Source organism: Neptunicoccus sediminis, assembly GCF_001719615.1.
GTDB classification, from domain to species: Bacteria; Pseudomonadota; Alphaproteobacteria; order Rhodobacterales; family Rhodobacteraceae; genus Amylibacter; species Amylibacter sediminis.
This window is the reverse complement of sequence record NZ_MDVX01000004.1, coordinates 1-21,902: the sequence shown is the minus strand read 5'-3', so window position 1 is coordinate 21,902 and position 21,902 is coordinate 1. Positions and strand designations below refer to the sequence as shown.

At 56.1% G+C, this 21,902-nt stretch carries 19 protein-coding genes and 1 tRNA gene; 7 read left to right on the top strand and 13 right to left on the bottom strand.

What is annotated here, in order from left to right:
- The first annotated feature begins 314 nt into the window (after positions 1-314).
- The 3 genes from BFV97_RS08575 to BFV97_RS08565 all read left to right on the top strand — a co-directional run bounded on the left by BFV97_RS08575 (position 315) and on the right by BFV97_RS08565 (position 4,148).
- The gene (locus tag BFV97_RS08575) at positions 315-1,769 is read left to right on the top strand and encodes a hypothetical protein (RefSeq protein ID WP_069299955.1); all 1,455 of its coding nucleotides are present in this window, start codon (positions 315-317) and stop codon (positions 1,767-1,769) included.
- On the top strand, positions 1,769-2,689 hold the full coding sequence (locus BFV97_RS08570) for a site-specific tyrosine recombinase XerD (RefSeq protein WP_069299954.1): 921 nt from the start codon (positions 1,769-1,771) through the stop codon (positions 2,687-2,689). The genes BFV97_RS08575 and BFV97_RS08570 overlap by 1 nt, the downstream gene beginning before the upstream one ends.
- Before the next feature lie 142 nt (positions 2,690-2,831).
- Positions 2,832-4,148, top strand: coding sequence for an HlyC/CorC family transporter (locus tag BFV97_RS08565; protein ID WP_069299953.1), 1,317 nt, complete (start codon positions 2,832-2,834; stop codon positions 4,146-4,148).
- Between the two features lie 134 nt (positions 4,149-4,282).
- On the opposite strand, the gene BFV97_RS08560 is transcribed toward BFV97_RS08565, so the two are convergent.
- Complete coding sequence (locus BFV97_RS08560; protein ID WP_069299952.1) at positions 4,283-5,854, bottom strand: helicase HerA-like domain-containing protein; 1,572 nt, start codon at positions 5,852-5,854, stop codon at positions 4,283-4,285.
- A 475-nt stretch (positions 5,855-6,329) separates the two neighbouring features.
- Here BFV97_RS08560 and BFV97_RS08555 point away from each other — a divergent pair, with 475 nt between their 5' ends.
- On the top strand, positions 6,330-6,959 hold the full coding sequence (locus BFV97_RS08555) for an invasion associated locus B family protein (RefSeq protein ID WP_069299951.1): 630 nt from the start codon (positions 6,330-6,332) through the stop codon (positions 6,957-6,959).
- Positions 6,960-7,028: 69 nt separating this feature from the next.
- Here BFV97_RS08555 and BFV97_RS08550 read toward each other — a convergent pair whose 3' ends face one another.
- The 4 genes from BFV97_RS08550 to BFV97_RS08535 form a co-directional block, all read right to left on the bottom strand.
- Entirely contained in the window at positions 7,029-8,243 is a 1,215-nt protein-coding gene (locus BFV97_RS08550; RefSeq protein ID WP_069299950.1) for a beta-ketoacyl-[acyl-carrier-protein] synthase family protein, read from the bottom strand.
- 3 nt (positions 8,244-8,246) lie between these two features.
- Positions 8,247-8,513: an acyl carrier protein gene (locus BFV97_RS08545; RefSeq protein WP_069299949.1), complete on the bottom strand. Its 267-nt coding sequence runs from the start codon at positions 8,511-8,513 to the stop codon at positions 8,247-8,249.
- Positions 8,514-8,549: 36 nt separating this feature from the next.
- The gene (lpxD, locus tag BFV97_RS08540; RefSeq protein ID WP_069299948.1) at positions 8,550-9,644 is read right to left on the bottom strand and encodes a UDP-3-O-(3-hydroxymyristoyl)glucosamine N-acyltransferase; all 1,095 of its coding nucleotides are present in this window, start codon (positions 9,642-9,644) and stop codon (positions 8,550-8,552) included.
- Between the two features lie 113 nt (positions 9,645-9,757).
- Positions 9,758-11,365 carry a L,D-transpeptidase family protein gene (locus BFV97_RS08535; protein ID WP_069299947.1) on the bottom strand — a complete coding sequence of 536 codons (1,608 nt, stop codon included), beginning with the start codon at positions 11,363-11,365 and terminating at the stop codon, positions 9,758-9,760.
- A 318-nt stretch (positions 11,366-11,683) separates the two neighbouring features.
- On the opposite strand from BFV97_RS08535, the gene mepK reads away from it, so the two are divergent.
- Positions 11,684-12,256, top strand: coding sequence for a peptidoglycan L,D-endopeptidase MepK (gene mepK / locus BFV97_RS08530; protein ID WP_069299946.1), 573 nt, complete (start codon positions 11,684-11,686; stop codon positions 12,254-12,256).
- A 152-nt stretch (positions 12,257-12,408) separates the two neighbouring features.
- Here mepK and BFV97_RS08525 read toward each other — a convergent pair whose 3' ends face one another.
- From BFV97_RS08525 to BFV97_RS08490, 8 genes are all read right to left on the bottom strand, one after another.
- Positions 12,409-13,662 (bottom strand): glutamate-5-semialdehyde dehydrogenase, encoded by a 1,254-nt coding sequence (locus BFV97_RS08525; protein ID WP_069299945.1) that lies wholly within the window; start codon positions 13,660-13,662, stop codon positions 12,409-12,411.
- A gap of 26 nt (positions 13,663-13,688) precedes the next feature.
- Positions 13,689-14,831: a glutamate 5-kinase gene (proB, locus tag BFV97_RS08520; protein WP_069299944.1), complete on the bottom strand. Its 1,143-nt coding sequence runs from the start codon at positions 14,829-14,831 to the stop codon at positions 13,689-13,691.
- Positions 14,819-15,850 carry a GTPase ObgE gene (gene obgE / locus BFV97_RS08515; RefSeq protein WP_069299943.1) on the bottom strand — a complete coding sequence of 344 codons (1,032 nt, stop codon included), beginning with the start codon at positions 15,848-15,850 and terminating at the stop codon, positions 14,819-14,821. Before obgE ends, proB begins: the two co-directional genes overlap by 13 nt.
- 70 nt (positions 15,851-15,920) lie before the next feature.
- Positions 15,921-16,463, bottom strand: coding sequence for a GNAT family N-acetyltransferase (locus BFV97_RS08510; protein ID WP_069299942.1), 543 nt, complete (start codon positions 16,461-16,463; stop codon positions 15,921-15,923).
- Between the two features lie 3 nt (positions 16,464-16,466).
- Positions 16,467-17,066: a LysE family translocator gene (locus BFV97_RS08505; RefSeq protein ID WP_069299941.1), complete on the bottom strand. Its 600-nt coding sequence runs from the start codon at positions 17,064-17,066 to the stop codon at positions 16,467-16,469.
- An 81-nt stretch (positions 17,067-17,147) separates the two neighbouring features.
- A complete protein-coding gene (rpmA, locus tag BFV97_RS08500) occupies positions 17,148-17,417 on the bottom strand; it encodes a 50S ribosomal protein L27 (protein ID WP_069299940.1) in 270 nt (89 codons plus the stop codon).
- Between the two features lie 11 nt (positions 17,418-17,428).
- Positions 17,429-18,112, bottom strand: coding sequence for a 50S ribosomal protein L21 (locus tag BFV97_RS08495; protein ID WP_069299939.1), 684 nt, complete (start codon positions 18,110-18,112; stop codon positions 17,429-17,431).
- 230 nt (positions 18,113-18,342) lie between these two features.
- Positions 18,343-20,280 (bottom strand): tetratricopeptide repeat-containing sulfotransferase family protein, encoded by a 1,938-nt coding sequence (locus tag BFV97_RS08490; protein ID WP_069299938.1) that lies wholly within the window; start codon positions 20,278-20,280, stop codon positions 18,343-18,345.
- Between the two features lie 125 nt (positions 20,281-20,405).
- Between BFV97_RS08490 and BFV97_RS08485 the strand changes: the two genes are divergently transcribed.
- Both BFV97_RS08485 and BFV97_RS08480 read left to right on the top strand, forming a co-directional pair.
- Positions 20,406-20,494, top strand: a tRNA-Ser gene (locus tag BFV97_RS08485).
- 105 nt (positions 20,495-20,599) lie between these two features.
- A partial coding sequence (locus tag BFV97_RS08480; RefSeq protein ID WP_157888297.1) for a DUF6538 domain-containing protein occupies positions 20,600-21,902 on the top strand: 1,303 nt, incomplete at its 3' end.

Below are 21,902 nucleotides of genomic sequence, written 5' to 3'. Positions count from 1 at the left end.
TGCTGCCCGTCCCCAAGTTCGGGGGGTCGCAGGAAAATACGCAAGTTCCTGCCGATGCCCCATTATCAAATACCAATTTGGGTGATAACATTGTCTAAACTTCATACAACCCCTCAGAGGTCCGAACAGGGGCCTTTCTTGATGGCAACATCAGGGGGTAAAACAAGAAAAGAAGGCAATAGAGGCAAAATCCATGGGCAGGATCTTTCGTTTTCTCATTTTAGTACTGATCCTCGCATTTCTGGCGGTTTTGGGATATTCTTTCGTGGGCGATCTTTCCGCCCCCAAAACAGAGGTGACAGTCCCTGTTACGCTTGGCGACACATAAATTCTGTAGCGTCGTATTTCTAAGCTGTGCCCCTCTGGGTGCACTGGCACAAGGACTGGTCGGGGGGATCACCACCGAAGCCATCCGCACAAGCCAGCTTGATACGGTCCAGACCGATGCGGTGGGCATCCTCAGCCCTGCGCAATCCGGTATTCCACAGGAATTCTGGGGCGATAGTGATGTGGCGACGCTGGCCCGTCTGGTGGCCCCTTTTCATGAAGGGGCCTTGCCACGGATCAACGCGCTCTGGCAGCGCATTGTCCTGAGCGAAGTAGACCCGCCGCGCAACGTTTCAAAAAAAGGCGCGTTGTTGCTGGCGCGGGTGGATTATCTGATCAACGCCGGTGCGCTGGAACAGGCCGAGGCATTGCTTGATCGTGCCGGACAGCATACGCCCGCGCTGTTTCGCCGGGCGTTTGATGTGGGATTGCTGGCCGGACGCGCCCAATTCGCCTGTGCCGCCATGCTGCGCAACCCGAGCCTGTCACCCGATTACAAGGCCCGCGTCTTTTGTCTGGCCCGCGCCAATGACTGGTCCGCCGCCGCCCTGACCCTGACCACTGCCAAGGTACTTGGTCAGATCAGTGAAGACGACGAAGAACTGCTCGCCCGTTTTCTCGATCCCGAACTGTTTGAGGAAAGTGAGGCACCGCCGCCGCCCGTGCCGCTGAACGCCCTTGATTTCACCATGCGCGAGGCTTTGGCCCTGCCCCGTAGCGGACGTGCGCTGCCTCTGGCGTTTTTGCACGGCGACCTGCACAGCCAGACCGGATGGCGCAATCAGGTGCTGGCCACCGAACGGCTGGTGCGCTCCGGTGCGATCCCGCCCGATCGTCTGATCACGCTCTATCAGGACGGGGAACCGGCGGCATCCGGTGGCATCTGGGTGCGGATTTCTGCGGTTCAAAAGCTGATCGAGGCGATCGAGAATGACGATGCAGAGGCGGTCTCTGCCGCCCTGCCCGATGCTTATCGCAGCCTGCGTGCTGTCGGGCTGGAATTTGCCCTTTCCGGTTTAGCCGCCGATGCGCTGCGGGATATGGAGCTGACGCCCGAGGCCGCCGCGATCCGCTATCGTCTGTGGCTGGTGCAAAGCGATTACGCCGACCTGACCTTTGATTACGAACCGCAAGACAGCGCCGAGGCTTTTTTACAGGCCATCGCGCAAGCGCAACCGTTGCAAAACCCCAAAAACGATATTGAAGCTGCGGTTATGGCGGCGTTCAATGGCACCACACTTGATGTTTCTGCGGTCACGGATGCGCGACAGGGCCGTTTCGGAGAGGCGATCCTGCGCTCGACAACGGACCTGATTGCCTCCCGCTATGCCGATCCGCTTGCTGTTGAGGCCTGTCTGTCCGCCCTGTTGCTGGCCGGAATGGAGGACGACGCCCGCCAAATCGCGCTGGCGGTCCTGCTGCAAAAAGCCCAACAGATTTGATGCAGAACTGGATCGAAACCTTTCTCGAAGCCATGTACGCGGAACATGATGCTTCTGAGAACACGCTCAAAGCCTATGCCGCCGACCTGCGGGAATTTTCGGGTTTTCTCGCCGCCGCCAAAACCGATTTCGCCCGTGCCACCCGCGACGATGTGGAGGGGTATCTGATCTCGCTGGACCAGAGAGGCATGGCGCAGGCAACGCGGGCGCGGCGGTTGTCCTCTCTGCGCCAGTTGTTCCGCTTTGCCTTCGAAGAAGGCTGGCGCGACGATGATCCGGCGACGCAAATCCGCGGGCCGCGAAAGAAACGCCACCTGCCCAAAACCCTGAGTGAAGCAGAAGTGGACCGCCTGCTGGAAGCTGCCCAGACCACAGGGCGTAGTGAAACCGACCGCTTGCGCAACAGCTGTCTGATCCAGCTTCTCTATGCGACCGGAATGCGGGTGAGCGAACTTGTCTCGCTGCCTGTTGCCGCTGTAAGAGGCAATCCCGAAATGTTGCTGGTGCGGGGCAAAGGCGACAAGGAACGGCTGGTGCCGCTGTCTCCGCCGGCAAAAATGGCGGTGGCGGCATGGCTAAAACGCCGTGACAGGGATGAAGACGCCGCCCGATTGAAGGGCAAACAGCCCTCGCGGTTTCTGTTTCCCTCCAGCGGGAAGCTCGGCCACCTGACGCGCATCCGGTTTTATACGCTGGTCAAGGAATTTGCGGTAAACGGTGGCGTCAGTCCGGATGCTGTCACCCCCCACACCCTGCGCCATGCCTTTGCTACACATCTGCTGGCGGGCGGGGCCGATTTGCGGGTGATCCAGATGCTGCTGGGCCATGCGGATGTGGCCACCACAGAAATTTATACCCATGTTCTGGATGAAAACCTTAAAAAGCTGGTGATGGAGCGTCATCCGCTGGCCGAAGACTAAGCCTTCCCGCGCCCCATGAAACCCTTTTGGCAAAGGCGATGCGGTTAAACTGACGCGGATGATTGATCCGCGGCCCTATTCCGGTTTATTTGCAAGCAGGGTAAGATTGCAACAACACAGCCTTTTGTAAGGAAAAAACCGGATGGATACGGCGCAAACCGCAACCGCTACAATGGACATCAGCGCGTGGCTGACAATTGGCGGGATCATCTGCCTGCTGGCGATTTCGGCCTTTTTTTCGGGCAGTGAAACCGCCCTGACCGCAGCCTCACGGGGGAAGCTGCACTCTCTTGCGGATCGCGGTTCGCCGGGGGCCAGCCGTGCGTTGCGCCTCACGGAAAACTCCGAAAGTCTGATCGGGGCGGTTTTGCTGGGCAACAACCTTGTGAACATCCTTGCAGCATCGCTGGCGACCAGCTTGTTTATGCGCCTGTTCGGAGAAAGCGGCGTCGCCCTAGCTACCCTGATCATGACGGTTCTGGTGCTGGTTTTTGCCGAAGTGCTGCCTAAAACCTATGCGATCCTGCAATCCGAAAAAGCAGCGACACTTGTGTCCCTGCCCATCACGATCGTCGTCGCAGTGCTGGCACCCATCGTGAATCTGGTGCAGTTGATCGTGCGGGGTATCCTGCGGACGCTGGGCGTCAGCGCGGAAGCCGAAAGCGAAGCCTCTGCCGCGCAGGCAGAAATTGCCGGTACGATCTCTCTGGGCCATGTGGAAGGCACCGTGGATCGCGATGATCGCGACCGGCTGCTGGGTGCGCTCGATCTGAAGGACCGCGAGGTTGAAGAGATCATGTTGCACCGCTCTGATATGGAGATGGTCGATGCCTCCAATGCGCCGCAGGATATTATCAACCAGTGCCTGACCTCACCCCATACCCGTCTGCCGGTCTGGAAGGACGATCCCGAAAACATTATCGGCGTGCTTCACGCCAAAGACCTGCTGCGTGCCGTCAACAGGATCCTGCGGGGCGAACAGGATGCAGCACCCAACCTTGACGGGTTTAATGTGCTGGACGTAGCCATGACGCCCTATTTCGTGCCTGAAACAACCACGCTTGATGATCAACTGCGCGAGTTTCTGCGCCGCAAGACCCACTTTGCGCTGGTTGTGGACGAATACGGGGCCTTGCAAGGGTTGATCACGCTGGAAGACATTATCGAGGAAATCATTGGCGAGATTTCGGATGAACACGATGTGGACGACCAGCCGACACCGGAGATCGACACGCTGGGGCATTACCTGATCGACGGCGCCATGACGATCCGCGACCTGAACCGCGCACTGGACTGGTCCCTGCCCGACGATGAGGCCAATACCGTGGCCGGACTGGTTATCCACGAAGCCCAGATGATCCCTGACGCTGGACAGGTTTTCGCCTTCCACGGCTTCCGGTTTGAAATCATCGACCGGGAGCAGAACAAGATCACCCAGCTGCGGATCAAACCTCTGTAGAATATTTACCGAACATTAACGGAACGGTTGTAGAACACTTTAGGAACTATCCGGTTCTCGCCCCCTGCGACCTCCCCGACACATCCGTTTGTCCGGCGGGGGGCGGAATTGGATATTTCCCCCAAAAAGAGCCTTCAACGCCCCTTGAACAGGCTACCAAGAATACCACGGACCAGCGTTTGCCCGGTCTTTGTGCCAAGTTGTCTGGCCAGCGATTTGGCAAAAGTCGTGCCGACACTGTCGCTGCGGGAGCTGCGCGTGCTGGTGCTTTTGCTGCGGCCTGAGCTGCCATCATAGCGGCGGGCGCGCTGAAATTCGCGGGCGCGGTCTGCCTCGGCTTGCTCGGCCGCTTGTGCCTGCTGCGCCTCTTGTTCCTGTTTTTCCGCCTCGGCTGCGGCGTCGGCGGCCCGTTTGCGCAGGATCTCAAAGGCGCTTTCGCGATCGACCGCGGCTTCGTACAGGCCGGCCACAGGGGATTGCGCAATCTGCGTGGCCCGCTGTGCCTCAGATATTGGTCCGAGTTGCGAGGAAGGCGGCCGGATCAGCGTGCGCTCCACCACAGAGGGCATGCCTTTCTTTTCCAGCGTGGAGACCAGCGCCTCTCCCACGCCCACCTGTGTGATCGCCTCGCGGGTGTCAAATGCGGGATTGGCACGGAATGTTTCAGCGGCAAGCCGCAGGGCCTTTTGATCTTTTGGTGTAAAGGCCCGCAGCGCGTGCTGTATCCGGTTACCCAACTGCCCGAGGATGTCTTCGGGCACATCCGCCGGATTTTGCGTCACGAAATACACGCCCACCCCTTTGGAGCGGATCAGCCGCGCCACCTGTTCAACCTTGTCGAGCAGCGCTTTGGGGGCATCGTCAAACAGCAGATGCGCCTCGTCAAAGAAAAACACCAGCTTGGGTTTTTCCGGATCCCCCACTTCGGGCAGGGTTTCAAACAGTTCGGAGAGCATCCACAGCAGGAAAGTCGCGTAAAGCCGCGGCGATTGCATCAGCTTGTCCGCAGCAAGGATGTTGATCCGCCCCTGCCCGCCCTGTGTGGTCGAAATCATATGATTAAGATCGAGCGCCGGTTCCCCGAAGAACGCATCCGCACCCTGATTTTCCAGCACCAGAAGCCGTCTCTGGATCGCGCCAATCGAACTGCGGGCCACATTGCCGTATTCCAGCGAAACAGCATCGTCATTTTCGCCCAACCAGACCAGCATCGCCCGCAGATCTTTCATATCCAGCAGCGCCAGTCCCTGTTCGTCCGCCACATGGAAAGCAATGTTAAGAACGCCCTCTTGCGCATCGGTCAATTCCATCAGGCGCGAGAGCAGCAGCGGCCCCATCTCGGAGATTGTCGTGCGCACCGGATGGCCCTGCTCCCCGAACAGATCCCAGAAGGTGACGGGAAAGTCATCATAACCATAGTCATCAAAGCCGATTTTTTCCGCGCGGCTGGTAAAGGCCCCGTGCAGTTTGAAATCCGGTGAACCGGCGCGGGCCAGCCCCGAAAGATCGCCTTTCACATCGGACAGGATCACCGGCACCCCTGCTTTGGAAAAGCTTTCGGCAAGAATTTGCAGCGTTACCGTCTTGCCCGTCCCCGTGGCCCCCGCGATCAACCCGTGCCTGTTGGCATATTTCAGGATGAGGGATTGAGGGTCTGCATAATCAGGGCCTCCGCCGCCGATAAAGAGGGATTTTGCGTCATCCATGTGGTATGCTCCTGCCTGTTTGAAGGAAGAATAGCCATTTATTCCGGTGGTGCCACTGCGGAATCCGCCGATTTTTTGACCATCGGGTAAAGAACGGGGAGATTAGTATATCCCTAATTCGTTACAAAGTTTACAAAGCAAGCCACTGTTGACGCGGGGAAAATTCTGTCTTAGCGTGCCTTTACAAATGATCGGCTAGTCCGACGGGGAGAACTGCAAACGCAGAATCGAAGACGCTTAGGAGAATACTCCAAGCGTCTTCTTCGCGTTTGACAGCTTATGTTTGGGGGCATTTTCGCGCAAGTTTACAGGCTTTTCCCTCATTGGTGCCAAGGCCCGCCGGGTACACCCGTGCGACTGCTCAAGAGAGAAATGAAATGGGCAAGGCCCCGCACATCACAAAATTTTTCCTGACATTCCGGCCAAATCGTTTTATGTAACCCCAAATGAATTGAAACAGCCAAGAGGCATCCTGATGAAGACTACTCTGATCCCCTTTGCACTGGCCGCGTTACTGGCCGCTCCTATGGGCTATGCCCAGGAAACAACTGCACAAACAGAGACGACGCAGACCCAGTCCGAAGCGCCTGCTGCAGCAGAAAACTCCACGCTGGATAGCGAATACAAGGTCGCAGAAGAGAATGAGGCACCAGAGGAAGGTCAGGGCTATCTTCGCGAAGAGCACGGCGACTGGCAGGTGCGTTGCATCAAGGCGGTTGAAGGCGAAGAAGAAGAGTGCCGCCTGTTCAACCTGTTGAAAGACGAAGATGGCAACACGATTGCGCAACTGGACATGCAGGCGCTGCCAAAGGGTGGCAAGGCTGTGGCCGGCGTCGATCTGGCGACCCCGCTCGGGTCGTTGCTGACAGCGCAGGTCCTTATGAAAGTCGATTCCGCCAAGGCGAAGCGCTACCCATACACATGGTGTGACAATCTGGGATGTTACGCCCGTTTCGGTATGACCGCAGCGGAAATTAACGCGATGAAAAAGGGCAACAAAGCGGTTGTGACCATCGCATCTGTCACCGCACCGGACCAACCTCTCGGGCTGGACCTGTCGCTGAGCGGCTTTACTGCTGCGTGGACTGCGATCGAACCGAAGTAAGAAAAACTTACAATTGTAAAGTTTCTAAAAACCCGCTCCGGCGGGTTTTTTCGTTGGGGAATTCTGGCTTTAACCGAACCGTTTCAGGGCCAGAACCGCGTTCAGACCGCCAAAGGCAAAGGCGTTGCTGATGGCCACTTCTACCGGCGTTTCGCGGGCTGTGTTGGCAACAATATCCAGATCACATTCCGGGTCCGGCGTGCGGTAGTTCACTGTCGGGGCAAGTTGGCCATCCTTTACTGCCGCAATACAAGAGAGCAGCTCTACCGCGCCGGTTCCCCCCATAATATGGCCATGCATGGATTTGGTTGATGACAGCGCGATCCGGTCGGCTGCCGTGCCAAGTGCGTTGCGCAGCGCGGCGGTTTCGGTCCGGTCGTTCACCGCAGTTGCCGTGCCGTGGGCGTTCACATAGCCGACCTGCTCTGGCGACAGATTGCCATCTGCCAGTGCGCCCCTGATCGCCCGTGCAGCGCCGTCCTGATTGGGCACGACAATATCACCTGCATCAGCGGTCATGGAAAACCCTGCGACCTCTGCCAGAATAGGCGCACCGCGGGCGCGGGCGTGCTCCAGTTCCTCAAACACAAAGACCGCTGCACCCTCGCCCTGCACCATCCCGTTGCGCGTGGCACAAAACGGGCGGCAACCATCCGAAGACATGACGCGCAAGCCTTCCCAGGCTTTTAACCCGCCAAAGCACAGCATGGAATCGCTGCCTCCGGTCAGCATCACATCCGCCGAACCGCCTCTAATTGCGTGGAATGCCTGTCCCATCGCGTGATTGGAAGACGCACAAGCAGTTGCGATTGTGTAACACGCGCCCCGCAGACCGAAAATCATCGACAGCTGGCTGGAACCCGCATTCATCATCAGACGCGGCACCACAAAAGGATGCACACGGTTCTTGCCGTCCTCATAGACCAGCCGGTAGTTTTCATCCTGCGTTTGTAATCCGCCCCCCGCAGAACCGAGGATTACGCCGCTGCGCAGTGACAGCGCCTCCCCGAATTCCAACCCCGATTGTGCCACAGCTTCGCGGGCAGAGAGAACTGCGAATTGTGTGAAAGGGTCAAATAGCGCCAGTTCAGAGCGGGAGAATTGGGCCGACGGGTCATATTCCTTGATTTGACCACCGATCCCGACCGAGAGCCGGTCCGCATTTGGAAATTCCAGCGAGGTGATGGCGCAGACGCCGTCCATCATTGCACTGAGGGTCGATTTGGCAGTTGGCCCCAGCGCAGAGATTGCGCCCTGACCGGTGATCACAACGCGGCGGTTCACGGGTTAACCTGTCGCTTTCTGCTCTGCGATCAACTGGTTGACCGCTGCCGTTATCGCGCCGACCGAAGAAACATCAAAAGCCGAAGCTTGCGGATCATTGGCATTGAACGGCACCTCGATAGAGAAGGTTTCTTCGATAGCGAAAATCACCTCGACCACCCCCATACTGTCGATGCCGATGTCTTCCAGACTGGCCTCATCAGGGACATCAGAAGGGGACAGCAAAGCCTGTTCGGCCAGAATTTCACGGATCTTTTCACTGACAGACATGGTGCACTCTTCTCGCCTTCGGTCTTGGCCCTTTGATTACCCAGTTTCGTCCGACTTGAAAACAGTCTTTTCCAATCTGGCAATCTTGGCCACCAGTCGGGGCAGACGCCGCAGCGCCTTGTAGGATTCGATATTCAGGTCCATTTTCATCGCCGGATTGCCCATCATCAGACGGCCCGAAGGGACATTGCTGGAAATACCGGATTTGCCCGCCGCGATCACGTCAGAGCCGATAGTGATGTGGTCCGCTACGCCGACCTGACCGCCCAGAACCACACGATCGCCAATTTTGGTGCTGCCAGCCACACCAACCTGACCGCACAACAGACAGTTCTGCCCGACGCTGACGTTATGCCCCACATGCACCAGATTATCGAGCTTGGTGCCATCGCCAATCACGGTGTTGGCAATCGTGCCCCGATCCACGGTCGCATTCGCCCCGACCTCTACCCGATCCCCGAGCACGACCGACCCGAGCGAGTTGATCCGCGCAAACCCTTCGGTCTGGCTGGCTTCGGTGATCTTCCCCGTGGCGCGGGCTTCCTCAACAGCGCCGGGTTTCGGGGTGACATAGGAAAACCCGTCCACCCCGATGGCCGCCCCCTGCTGGGCATAAAACTTGTCCCCGATAATCACACGCGCCCCGATATGGACGCCCTGATAGATCGTCGCATCTACCCCGATCTGCGCGTCCCGACCGATGGATACATGGCTGGCAATCCGCGCATTCCGCCCGATGACGGCCCCCGCACCGATCACCACGAACGGGCCGACCGAGGCATTCTCGCCTAGGTGCGCAGATGGATCAATAATGGCTGAAGAGTGGATTCCTTCCGGAATATCGGGGGCATGTTCAAACACCCGCGTCACACCGGACAACACATATCGCGACCGTGGTGCAAAGATCGCGGCCTTCAACCCCAGAGCCTGCCAGTCCGCCCCGTCCCACAGGATCGCGGCCTGCGCATTTCCGGCCTGCAACGGCTCGGCATAGCTCGGCTCCATCGCAAGCGCCAGTTGGTCCGCTTCCGCAGTGGCCGGTTCTGCAACCGCGTTTACCTGAAAGGCGGTGTCGCCCACAGCCTTGGCGCCGAGTTCCGATGCGATCTGTTCAATGGTGAATCTGGCCACGTTGCCCCCGAGGTTTTCCTGATGGTCTTCGTCGTATTATTCGTCATAACGCAGTCCGGAAACGAAAACGGGCGCCCGTTCCGGCGCCCGAATTTCCGAAAACTATCGCGCTTTTAGCCTTGAACGGGGTCCAAGGCTACCCCGGCCTTGCTGAGCGCGTCAAAGATGGTTTTATCGCGGCCGTAGATGTCATTGCGATAGTTCATCTTGCCTGTCTCACCCTGAAACGCGGTGCGGTAATCCAGATAGACCGGAACCGGCGTTTCGAGATTCACATATTGCTCCCGTCCGGTGTTCAACCACGATTGAAACGCGCCTTTCGGGTTGGCCGTCTGACGCTCTAGCAGTTTATAGGCAAATTCGAAGGGTTTTTCGACCCGCACACAGCCATGACTGAACGCCCGAACATCGCGGTTAAACAGACTTTTGGACGGCGTGTCATGCAGGTAGATATTATATTTGTTGGGGAACATGAACTTCACCAGCCCCAAGGCGTTGTTGTTGGACGGACGTTGTTTGATGTTAAAGGGGAAATTCCGCGCATTATAGCGGGAGAAGTTCACGTTGTAGGGGTTCACCGCACGCCCGTTGCTGCCAACCATTACCATATTCCGGCGGGCCAGAAAGCCCGGGTCTTTCTTCAACAGCGGCAGATATTCCTTCCCCGTGATAGAGCGTGGAACATGCCATGTAGGGTTCACGACCATATGGGTCATTTCGTCGTGAAATTCCGGTGTGCGGTCCTTGGAAATCTTTCCGATCACCGTATTGGATGAAAAAGACACGCGGTTGTTATCGTAAAGGTTAAAGCTGAAATTGGCGAGATTCACCACGATGTGGCGGCGGCCCCGTTCTCGGTTCATCCAGCGTTCCCGCTCCAGATTAACCAGAACCTGTTTCAGACGCGCCTTAACAGGTGTGTTCAAAACTTTAAGCGTTCCCGGCCCGACAACGCCGTCTACCTTGATACCATAATCGTCCTGAAAGGCTTTGACCGCGTTGATCACCGTCTCGTCATAGGCAGGCTCAGTCCCGAGATCCCCGTACCCCATACGGGACAGGCGGGCCCGCAGGGCCACTACATGTTTGCTCGACGTGCCGGGTTTCATCGTCACGGATGGCACTGGCTCTCCGAAACCGCCCTGCCCGATCAGACGCTCCAGACGGGATTTTTCGTTCAGAAGATGGGTGTATTCGGGGTGTTTTGGCACCAGAGCGCGGAAGAATCCGGCGGGTGAGCTTTTGGCAATCGCCTCTAGCAGCGCCAGCTCAGAGCGGCGCGGCGGTTTTACCGCAATCTCGCGGTCCACCTTGATCGGCTCCAGCACACCGGAGGACAGGTCTTGCGTGTAATCAAGGAAAATCCGTGTTGCCAGAAGCTCCGTCGCGGACCCGTCCCCGTCGCGGGCTTTGCGCAGGGCCGCTTCCAGCTCTGCGATGCGGTATTTTACTGCGGGCAACCCCTGATCGGGCGCGTTGCGCAAAGCATCAATGAGGGCGCTGGCGCGGGACTGGTTTTCGGTTCCGACCCAAAGCGGTTCATAGTTGCGGTTCAGATAAAACTGCCGCGCATCTGCTGCGATAGAGGTATCGGCAAGAATCGCGGCGGAGAGGTCAACCTTGCTGGTATTGGCCAGAACCGAAGATCCGGTAAGCCCCCCTGCCAGTGTGATTGCGGCTGCGGTGGCTACACCAAATAAACCGGTACGAAAAAAATACATTAATCCCTCTTTGACACTGTCGGTTCTTTTATTCCCGTCTACCCCAAACGTGCTCTCACGCCTAGTTTAAACGGGGTTTTGACTAACTTTCGCCCAAATCGCGGTTTATCTACCACGCCCAAGCAAGGTGGTGTGTGACGGTTATCACGCATTCGGACGAATAAGGCGGGTTTGGCAGGAATAAGCAGGAAAACGCTTATCCAGAATGAAGAACTTGGCGGTCGAATCGGAATGTGCAATAAAACGGCATCAAATGTTACCGGGACACTAATGAGCCACGACAAAGTGTGGCCGCAGAGACGAGACAGAGAATTATCCATGATGGGCACATCCACCGATATCTTATCGCGCCGCAAACTGCTGGGCGCTTTTGCAGCAGTTACCATGATTCCAGCCGCTCCGCATTTCGCCAAGGCTGCCAGCTACAACAAAGGTGCTGGCAACATTCGCAAAGTGAACCTGCGGAACCAACGGACTGGTGAATCGCTGAACACGATTTACTGGATCGAAGGCAAATACGTCGAACCGGCGCTGGAAGAAATCAACTACTTCATGCGTGACTGGCGCCAGAACGCGGTGCGCAACATGGACCGTCGCAACGTAGATTTGATCGCAGCGACCCATAATCTTCTGGATACTGAAGAACCGTTTCTGGTTCTCTCCGGATACCGCACGGCACGCACCAACAACATGCTGCGCGGTCGCTCTCGTGGCGTTGCGAAATCCAGCTATCACATCAAGGGTATGGCTGCGGACCTTCGTCTCGGCTCCCGTTCTGTCTCGCAGATTTCCAAAGCCGGTCTCGCCTGCAATGCAGGGGGCGTTGGGAAATACTATCGCTCGAACTTTGTCCATCTTGACTGTGGTCCTGTCCGCACTTGGGGCGGTTAATATTGCGTTTCTAACAAGTTAACGCGCGAGGTTCACAAAAGTTCCCGCAAAGATGCAAAAAAACCCGCACAAGCGGGTTTTTTTATATCCGAATTTCAGATGCTCAAAGCAATCCGCGCAAGTGTCTGATTAAACGCATTAAATTTGAGGAATTAAGAGCGTGTGGTTCCGTTGCCCCGCACCAGATATTTGAAACTGGTAAGCTGTTCTGCCCCCACCGGTCCCCGTGCGTGCATCTTTCCGGTGGCGATGCCGATTTCTGCACCCATTCCAAATTCTCCCCCGTCGGCAAACTGGGTTGAAGCATTGTGCATCAGGATTGCGCTGTCCAACCGAGAGAAGAAACGCTCTACCGGCGCGGCGGACTCTGCCATGATGCAATCGGTGTGGTTCGAGCCGTATTCCTGAATATGGGCAATCGCACCGTCCACGCCGTCTACCAGTTTCGCAGCGATGATCATGTCGAGAAACTCATGCCCGAAATCATCCGCAGCCGCCCTGGAAACTCCCTTGATACCCTGCAAGCCGGTATCTGCACGCACCTCTACACCCGCCTTCAGAAGATCCTCAACAAAAGGGGCGCCATGCGCGTCAAAAAAGGCGCGATCCACCAGCAAACACTCTGCCGAGCCGCAGATGCCAGTGCGACGGGTCTTCGCGTTCAGAACAACCGCGCGGGTTTTTTCAATATCCGCGCTGGCATCCACATAGATATGACAAATCCCTTCAAGATGGGCAAAAACCGGCACACGGGCGTCCGCCTGCACCCGAACAACCAGCCCCTTGCCACCACGGGGAACGATGACGTCTATGTAATCGGTCATTGTTAACATTTCCCCAACAGCCGCACGATCCCGCGTTGGCACCAGTTGGATCGCGGTTTCAGGCAGGCCTGCCGCCGCCAGTCCGGTTTTCAGGCATTCATAAATCGCAGTCGAGGAATGGAAGCTTTCGGAACCGCCGCGCAGGATCGCGGCATTCCCCGCCTTCAGGCACAATGCTCCGGCATCCGCGGTCACATTGGGACGGCTTTCATAAATCACGCCAATCACCCCGAGCGGTGTGCGCACTCTTTCAATCCGCAAACCTGTCGGCTGGGTCCATTCAGCGATCACCTTTCCGACAGGATCATCCTGCCCCGCAACCGAGCGGACACCATCCGCCATGGCGCGAATCCGGTCCGCGTCCAGCAACAGGCGGTCCATCATCGCAGGCGAAAGCCCCTTCTCGCGGCCAAATTCCAGATCCTTGGCGTTAGCGGCGATGATGTCGGACATCCGTTCCAGCATCGCATCAGCGGCCTTATTCAAGGCGGTTTCTTTTTGTGCCGGCGTTGCATAGGCCAGCTCTTTGCTGGCGGCCTTGGCATCTGCGCCGATGCGCTGCATCTCTGCCTGAATATCCATTTCGTCCCTCGAATTTTCCTAAAGTGTCAGATCACCATATCGTCACGGTGAACCAGCGCAGCGCGGCCTGCATAGCCGAGCACCCCGGCAATCTCGACGCTGCGGCACCCGGAAATCGCAACCGATTCACTTGAACTGTAACTGATAAGTCCCCGTGCGCATTCATTATTTTCCAGATCCGCGATCCGCACAGGATCACCCCGTTCAAACGTACCTTGCACCGACACAACACCGGCCGCCAGCAGGGATTTCCCCGATTTCAAGGCTTCAACAGCGCCGGCGTCAACGATGATCGTCCCGCGCGGCTTCATTCCTGCGATCCATTGTTTGCGTGCGGCTTGCGGGTTGGTCGCTGCAAGAAACCACGAACAGGCGGTGCCGTTTTGCAAGGCGGCCAGCGGCTCGTGCTGGTTGCCCTCCATAATCGCCATCGCGCAGCCCGCCCGCATTGCGGTCTTTGCTGCCATCAGTTTGGTTTTCATCCCGCCCTTGGCCGCCGCAGTGCCCGCGTCCCCTGCCATCGCTTCCAGTTCGGGGGTGATCTCGGTCACAGTCTCAAACTTCTGCGCAGTCGGGTCGGTTTTCGGATTGGCAGAATAGAAACCGTCCACATCCGATAGCAGCACCAACACATCAGCACCCGCCATTGACGCCACCTGTGCTGCCAGACGGTCGTTATCTCCAAAGCGGATTTCATCAGTCGCAACCGTATCGTTTTCATTCACGATCGGCACCACCCCGTGGCTGAGCAAAGCGCCGAAAGTCGCGCGGGAGTTCAGATAGCGCCGCCGGTTCGCGCTATCATCCAGCGTCAGCAAGACCTGCGCGGTGTCGATGCCATAAGGTGCGAGGATTTCTTCATAGGCCCGCGCCAGACGGATCTGCCCCACTGCAGCCGCAGCCTGCGCCTGATCCAGCGGCAAGGCCCCGTCCGGCAGGCCAAGCACCCGCCGCCCCAATGCGATAGAGCCGGAGCTGACCACGACAACATCGCGGCCCTGCTGTTTTTGTGCGGCAATATCCTTGGCGAGCGATTTCAACCAGTCGAGCCGCAGCTTTCCGCTCTCGGCATCTACCAACAGCGCCGAGCCGATTTTGATCACCACCCGCTGGGCTGTTTGCAGCGGGTTCTCTTTTTGCAGGTCGGCCACGGTTTCTACGGACGCCATCCGGTGTCCTCCGGTGCCGCCTCCGCTGTATCCCGTGTAATGATTTGCGCCCGCACAGCGCGCAGAACTTCGGTCAGACCTTCACGGGCCACACCTGAAATTTGCAGCACCTCGCCACCGGACGCCTGTTCCAGCGCGTTGTGTTTTTCGGCCTGTTCTACATCGTCCAACGCGTCGATTTTGTTAAGCGCAGTGACACGGGGCTTATGGGCCAGCTCACCGCCGTATTGCTCCAACTCGTTGATAATAGTGTGGTAATCCGCCACAACATCATCGCTGGTGCCATCAACCAGGTGCAACAGAACGGCGCAGCGTTCCACATGCCCCAGGAACCGGTCCCCGATGCCCTTACCTTCATGGGCGCCAGCGATCAGTCCGGGAATATCTGCGATCACGAATTCGGCGTTGTCGACACCCACCACCCCGAGGTTCGGGTGCAGCGTGGTAAATGGATAATCCGCAATTTTCGGACGCGCATTGGATGTTGCCGCAAGGAAGGTGGATTTCCCCGCATTCGGCAGCCCCAACAGGCCTGCATCCGCAATCAGTTTCAGACGCAGCCAGACGGTGCGTTCCACAATCGGCTGGCCGGCGTTCGCACGCCGTGGGGCCTGATTGGTGGAGGATTTGAAGTGCAGGTTGCCAAAGCCGCCATTGCCCCCCGCCGCAAGCAGAACCCGCTGGCCCACTTCGGTCAGATCGGCAATCACTGTTTCTTCGTCTTCTTCCAGAATTTCGGTGCCCACAGGAACGCGCAGAACCACATCTTCGCCATCTTTACCGGAACGTTGCTTGCCCATGCCGGGCCGACCGTTTTGCGCAAAGAAATGCTGCTGGTAACGGAAGTCGATCAGCGTATTCAGCCCCTCAACCGCCTCGGCCCAGACATCACCGCCCTGCCCGCCATTCCCGCCATCCGGTCCGCCATATTCTTCATGGGCGGCACGGCGGAAGGACACGCAGCCGTTGCCGCCAGCGCCGGATTTCAGGTGTACTTTGGCGAGATCGAGGAATTTCATAGTCTCTGGCTTTCTGTCAGGTTGCGCCACGGATATATCAAGGAATGATGCGGCTCAACCCGACTGTTGTCTATTCTTTAAGCCGCAGCACATAATCCCATGTATCCACCATGCCGTTACGGGCAAGGCAGAACACTTCGCTTTCACCGATCAGGGCAAAGCCTGCGTTGGTGACAACTTTGGCCGAAGCGGGATTGTCCTGAAAGATGCTGGCGACCATCGAAACGTCATCCAGCGGATTTGCGGCAACCAGCGCGTTGAGCGCCTCGCTCGCCAGTCCGGTGTTCCAGAACTGCGGTGCGATCCAGTAGCTGACTTCGGACTGGCCTTCTGTGACCTGCTCCAGCTCCATCAGACCCAACAACTCGCCAGCGTCCTGTGCCGTGCCGTCAATGGCCCAGACTTTCTCGGCGCTGTCCGGTTTGCTGACACGATCAAGGAATAGGGAAACCGCGCCCGGTGGTAACGGATGGGCGATGTTGCGGGTCATGCGGGCCAGCCGCTCGTCCCCGGCGAAAAGTTCGATTAACCCCAGATCAGAGGGCCGCACGGGGCGGAGCGTAAACCGCCCTGCCGGAATGACCATCTGGCCGGAAATTTCAGACTGTATCATGGATCAACCTCCCTGAACCAATACAAATAACACACTTAAGACCGTAAGCGCAGCCAGCGCCCACATAAGCCAACGTTCAGCAGGCTTCCCTGCAACAGTCGCCGCCAGTCTGTCTCCTCCCCAGCACCACAAAGGGTGCAAAACAATCTGACAGGCAAACAGACAGGCCGCAATGATAGCGGTCGCCTGTAACGTTGGTGTGCCGGGATCCACAAAATTGGTGAATCCGGCGGTAATCATTGCCCAAGCCTTGGGGTTTAGCGGATGAACCACCAGACCCGCCGCAAAACCGGGCGCATCATCATCGGCCCGTCCGGGCGAGAGCTTCAGGTTTGCAACCTTCCACGCCAGCCAGAAAATATAGGCCGCAGATGCGAATTTCAGCGTTGTAAACAGCCAGGGCAGCTGGGTCGCCAACCCCATCAATCCAAACCCGATGGGCCAGATAATCAACTGTTTGCCAAAGGCCACCCCTGCAACAAACGGCAGGGCATCGCGCAACCCGTAGCGCGCACCCGTTGCCAGCAACGCCATGTTTGCCGGACCCGGTGTGCCCACCTGACTGGCCGCAAAAGCCAGAAATGTTGCGGTTGCAACGCCCATAAAAAATGACCTCTAAAAACGGGAAAGGGCCGGTTTTTCAACCGACCCTTAAGAATTTTGAAATTCCGATTTTGGTTCGGCTTATTCTGCGGCCTCTGCTTGAGGGAGGACAGAAATAAAGGTGCGGTTTTTGAATCCCTTACGGAATGTCACGGCGCCTTCGACTGTTGCAAAGATCGTGTGATCCTTGCCTTGGCCGACGCCTTCACCTGGCCACCACTTATTGCCGCGCTGACGCGCGATGATGTTGCCCGGGATGACAGCTTCGCCACCGAACTTTTTGATGCCAAGACGACGCCCTGCGGAGTCGCGACCGTTACGGGATGAACCGCCTGCTTTTTTATGTGCCATGAGTTCTCTCCTTAGCCTTTAGCCAGATCTTTAGCTTGGTCTACCCAACCTTCGCGCTCGATGCGACCCTTAAACGACAATTTCTCGTCGAATTCAGCGATTTCATCAGCACCCCAGCCAGCAATCTGTGCGAAAGTTGTCACGCCGGCAGCGTGCAGTTTCTTCTCGAGAGCTGGACCAACACCGGACAGTTTTTTCAGATCGTCAGCACCTTCGGCCGCAGGAGCAGCTTTCTCGGCTTTTGCTTCGGATTTTTTCGCAGCTTTAGGGGCTGCTTTCTTGTCTGCCTTGGCTTTTTTCGGGGCAGCCGCCTCTGCAACAGCAGCAGTGGCCACAAAGCCCGCACCGTTTACAGCAGCAGTTACGCCGGATTTGTCAGCGCCAGATGCCAGAATGTCAGTGATCCGCAAAACGGTCAGTTGCTGACGGTGGCCTTTTTTACGCTGGGACGAGTGTTTCCGACGACGTTTGACGTAGTTGATAACCTTGGGGCCTTTGCCCTGCTCAAGGATCTCAGCCTGAACACCAGCGCCTTCGACAGTTGGTGCGCCAACGGTGGTTTTGTCGCCACCCAGCATCAGAACTTCGTTGAATTGAACGGTTTCACCGGCGTTACCTGCAATCTTTTCGATTTTCAGCACATCGCCAGAAGCAACTTTATACTGTTTGCCACCAGTTTTTACGACTGCGAACATATGTTCGACCTTCTTATCTACCGCGTCCTGCGGCCCCCTGTGACCTGACCCAAAGATCAGAACCGGCGGTGTTTGTAGGGTTGGACCCTGCCTCGGACGGCGCGTCTATAAAAGACGACATTAAAAGAACCCAACGGACGGATGTCGGTCAGGTGGGCGGGGTATCCTGTATCACTGCCCTGTTGTCAACCCGTTTGCGCAGATTTCCGGTCTTTATGGCACAGGCCGTGTCAGTCAACAAACGCATCCCCCCAGAGTTCGCGGTCCAGACCGTCGATCAGCTCTTGCAGGTAGGGTTCGTAATTCTGCCAGGATTTCACCGAAGAGCGGTAAATCTTCTGACGCACTTGATTGACACTGGCGGTGCGCACCGCACGCTCTGTCTTGTGGAACTCCAGAACGCTGTCTTCCCACGGCAGGCCCAGATAGGCCAGCAGCTTGCGGCTCTCGGCCTCCTGATCTGTCACGAGAGATTCGTAGCGGATATGGTAAACGGCGTCGGGGAACAATTCGTCCCATCGGTTCATCATCGCCTTGTAGCGATTGGCAAAACGGGCGAGTTCGCCCTGATCATAGGCGTATTGATGGGCGTAGGTGTCAAAGAAGTTTTTGTAGATAGAAAAGCAATTGTCCCGCGGATCGCGCACCGTATTGACGATCTTCGCGTTGGGAAACAGGGTACGGATCAAACCGACGTTAAAGAAATTCCCCGGCATCTTATCGACCACATGGCGTACATCGCCGGCGTTGCGCAGCAGATCCCGCAAATAGCCTTCTGTGAACGTTCTCGCATCCGCAAGGGTTGCCCTGCTGCCTTTGTCATAAAGCGGTCTGGCCAGATCAGTCGCGGTGTTCAGCTCTCCCGCGCCATAAACCGCAGAATGGGTGGCGATGATCTGCTCCACCAAAGACGTGCCAGAGCGCATCATCCCAAGCACAAACACCGGCGCATCGCTTGGATCGGAGGCGTCTTTCAGCTTGGCAAAGGCGTCCGAGTCGAAAAGCCCGGTAATCCGGTCGAACTTCTCGTCGTCGCTTTGGGGCATAGGCGGAAGTGCTGCCCGATACAGCCGGTTGGCCTGATCCAGACAGACAAAGCTCTGTTCATACGCCGCCTGTTTTTCATAATGCTCGCCAAGGGCAAACCCCAACTGCACCTTATCAAGATCGGGCGTCGCCGGATCCTCAAACAACCGCTGGATATGCTCCACCACCCCTGCCCGTTCCTCAGCCGGCACAAGACCAAGCATCAACCGCAGTGTTTTGGCGTGGTTCGGGTTAATCTCCAGCACCTTACGAAAGGACGAGAGAGCGGCCTCATTCCGACCCGATTCATTCAGGATAATACCAAGCTGCACAAAAGTTTCTATATTTCGCGGATCAAGCGCAGCCGCCTTTTCCAAAATCTCTGTCGCTTCGCTACTTTTACCGTCAGCGGACAAAACGCCACCCAAATTGACCATCGCGCCGGTGTCATTCGGCGCGATTTGCAAAGCTGCCCGAAAATCCGCCTCTGCCCCGATGCGATCATTCAGCGTGGACTTTAGACTGCCCCGACTGTTTAGCGCGTTGGCATAGCGCGGCGCGTGACGTAGAGCGAGGTCATAGTGCTGCATAGCCTTGTCTAGCTGGTCGACCGCAGCATAGGCAACGCCGAGATTGTGATGAGCCTCGGCGTAATCGGGCTTTTTGGTCACAGCCTTTTGCAATACCGGAACCGCATCCGCCGCACGGTCGATCTGCACCAGATAGGAGCCGTAATTCGACATCGCCTCGACAAAATTCGGGTTCAGCTTGATCGCCCATTTATAGGCCTCAATCGCCGCTTTCTGATCCCCGAGCATACCGCATGTGTAGCCCAGAATGTTGTAAATAAACGGTTCGTTCGGAAAGGCCCGCGCCATTTCTTCGGCCACCTGACGGGCCCGCGCAAAATCGCCCCCGTTCAAGACCTGCACCAGCGCATTGGCATCGGCCTGCGTCATGGCGCGATTGGCCGCTCCGCCCTGTTTTTCCAGCCGGGCCAGTGCTTTCTTGGCTTTGGAATGCTTGGGCGCTTTGGTCAGAATCTGCCGGTAAAGTGCAACAGCACGCGCCACATCACCGGCTTTTGCTGCCTGCTCTGCTGCATCCAGAACCTGTTTGATCGTTGCGCCCGCGCCCGCCATAAGTCACCCGATTTCCGTTTTCTTGCGCTTTTGACAAGCCAACCTGCCCCTGTCCAGTGCTTTCAGCCTTGCGCCGCGTCCCAACCCTAGCTAAGAAGCGCCCGTTGCGACCAGCAACACCCCGCGGAGAGGTGCCGGAGTGGTCGAACGGGGCGGTCTCGAAAACCGTTGTCCCTTCTGGGGACCCAGGGTTCGAATCCCTGTCTCTCCGCCATACTCCCCAAAACCCCTTTTTTCCTTGATTTTAACGCCAAGTCATCGTTTATGGATACTATCACGGGTATTATTTGTGTAGTAGCACCATTCGGGAAATCCAATCATGACCTATCCAGCACCAACGCTATTTTTCTATAAAGCAAAGCAAAAATGGTATGTCACTGTTACCATTCCAGAGAAATTGCGACCCTCTTTCAACCGTATACAGATGCGGCGTAGCACTGGCACTGCTGATAAGCGGATAGCTGGCCAGAAGATGCACGATATTGCAGCAGCCATTTACCGTGATTTTGATCGTGCAAGCGCCAGCCAAGTTGACCAGTTGAGCGAAGAAACTTTGGATATGATGCAAGCGATTGTATCAAAAGTTTTGCCAGACACTGACGTTCGTCAAGAGATGAAAAGTGAAAAGGGAAAAAGAGACGTTTTGAATATTGTTGATAGTGCAATTTCAGAGCTAACAACTAACCTGTTTTCCATTCCAAATCCCGCTTTTGCCAATCTTGTTCCAATTGCTGAAAAACTGTTTCTTAACGAAAATTATGCATTTGAAATGGACAAAATGAAGGCTGTTGATGACCAACATTTAACCGAAATTCACTCCCCTAATGTCATTAGCGAAAACTACATTTCAATCTATTACAACCATTATCTAGAAAATCGTCATTGGGATCGGGACAGAACAAAATCTGCCGCAAAACGGGCTATAACTGAATTTGTTACAGCAGTTGGTGATATGCCAATAACAGACGTCACCAAACAACATGCTTATGAATATGCGCAAAAAATGCACGTTAGCGGCAAAGCTTTCAAAACGATTAAATCAAAAATTAGTGCAGTTTCAGCTTTGCTTACATGGTCAGAAAAAGCTGGTGACATTAAAGAAAATCCATTTGTGCAACTTAAACTGGCTGGCTATGGCGTTAAATCGAAAAAATATAGGCCGTTTTCTGAAAAAGAATTACACGCTATTTTTGCGCAAAAAATGGAAAAACAGGATCGGCTGTTAATCACCCTGCTGTTAACAACTGGAATGAGACTAGACGAAGTTGCTTTGCTTGATTGGTCGCAATATCACGTCACAGATGGAATTAGATATTTTGATTTAACATCTGCTCTTGTCAAAAATGAAGGTTCAAAACGATTAGTTCCAATTCCAGATATTGTTAAATTGAAAAAAGGTAATGGGCGTTTGTTTGATTATAATTTAGATTCTGACGGTAAAGCCAGCACCAGCGCATCTAAGCACGTCATGAAAATTGTTCGCAATGTTGTTACGGATAAGGAAAAGGTTATTCACTCATTTAGAGGCACATTGAAAGATTTGATGCGAGATGTTGACGTCAAAAAAGATATATCTGATTTTATTACAGGTCATTCAATGGGTGATGTTGCATCCAGCTACG

What these genes read in the sequence shown, in the direction of transcription:
- BFV97_RS08535 (WP_069299947.1), bottom strand. Translation starts at nt 11,365, where the DNA reads ATGTATTTTTTTCGTACCGGTTTATTTGGTGTAGCCACCGCAGCCGCA.
- BFV97_RS08555 (WP_069299951.1), top strand. Translation starts at nt 6,330, where the DNA reads ATGAAGACTACTCTGATCCCCTTTGCACTGGCCGCGTTACTGGCCGCT.
- BFV97_RS08560 (WP_069299952.1), bottom strand. Translation starts at nt 5,854, where the DNA reads ATGGATGACGCAAAATCCCTCTTTATCGGCGGCGGAGGCCCTGATTAT.
- BFV97_RS08510 (WP_069299942.1), bottom strand. Translation starts at nt 16,463, where the DNA reads ATGATACAGTCTGAAATTTCCGGCCAGATGGTCATTCCGGCAGGGCGG.
- BFV97_RS08525 (WP_069299945.1), bottom strand. Translation starts at nt 13,662, where the DNA reads ATGGATATTCAGGCAGAGATGCAGCGCATCGGCGCAGATGCCAAGGCC.
- BFV97_RS08545 (WP_069299949.1), bottom strand. Translation starts at nt 8,513, where the DNA reads ATGTCTGTCAGTGAAAAGATCCGTGAAATTCTGGCCGAACAGGCTTTG.
- obgE (WP_069299943.1), bottom strand. Translation starts at nt 15,850, where the DNA reads ATGAAATTCCTCGATCTCGCCAAAGTACACCTGAAATCCGGCGCTGGC.
- BFV97_RS08570 (WP_069299954.1), top strand. Translation starts at nt 1,769, where the DNA reads ATGCAGAACTGGATCGAAACCTTTCTCGAAGCCATGTACGCGGAACAT.
- BFV97_RS08565 (WP_069299953.1), top strand. Translation starts at nt 2,832, where the DNA reads ATGGATACGGCGCAAACCGCAACCGCTACAATGGACATCAGCGCGTGG.
- proB (WP_069299944.1), bottom strand. Translation starts at nt 14,831, where the DNA reads ATGGCGTCCGTAGAAACCGTGGCCGACCTGCAAAAAGAGAACCCGCTG.
- mepK (WP_069299946.1), top strand. Translation starts at nt 11,684, where the DNA reads ATGATGGGCACATCCACCGATATCTTATCGCGCCGCAAACTGCTGGGC.
- rpmA (WP_069299940.1), bottom strand. Translation starts at nt 17,417, where the DNA reads ATGGCACATAAAAAAGCAGGCGGTTCATCCCGTAACGGTCGCGACTCC.
- BFV97_RS08490 (WP_069299938.1), bottom strand. Translation starts at nt 20,280, where the DNA reads ATGGCGGGCGCGGGCGCAACGATCAAACAGGTTCTGGATGCAGCAGAG.
- BFV97_RS08495 (WP_069299939.1), bottom strand. Translation starts at nt 18,112, where the DNA reads ATGTTCGCAGTCGTAAAAACTGGTGGCAAACAGTATAAAGTTGCTTCT.
- BFV97_RS08505 (WP_069299941.1), bottom strand. Translation starts at nt 17,066, where the DNA reads ATGGGCGTTGCAACCGCAACATTTCTGGCTTTTGCGGCCAGTCAGGTG.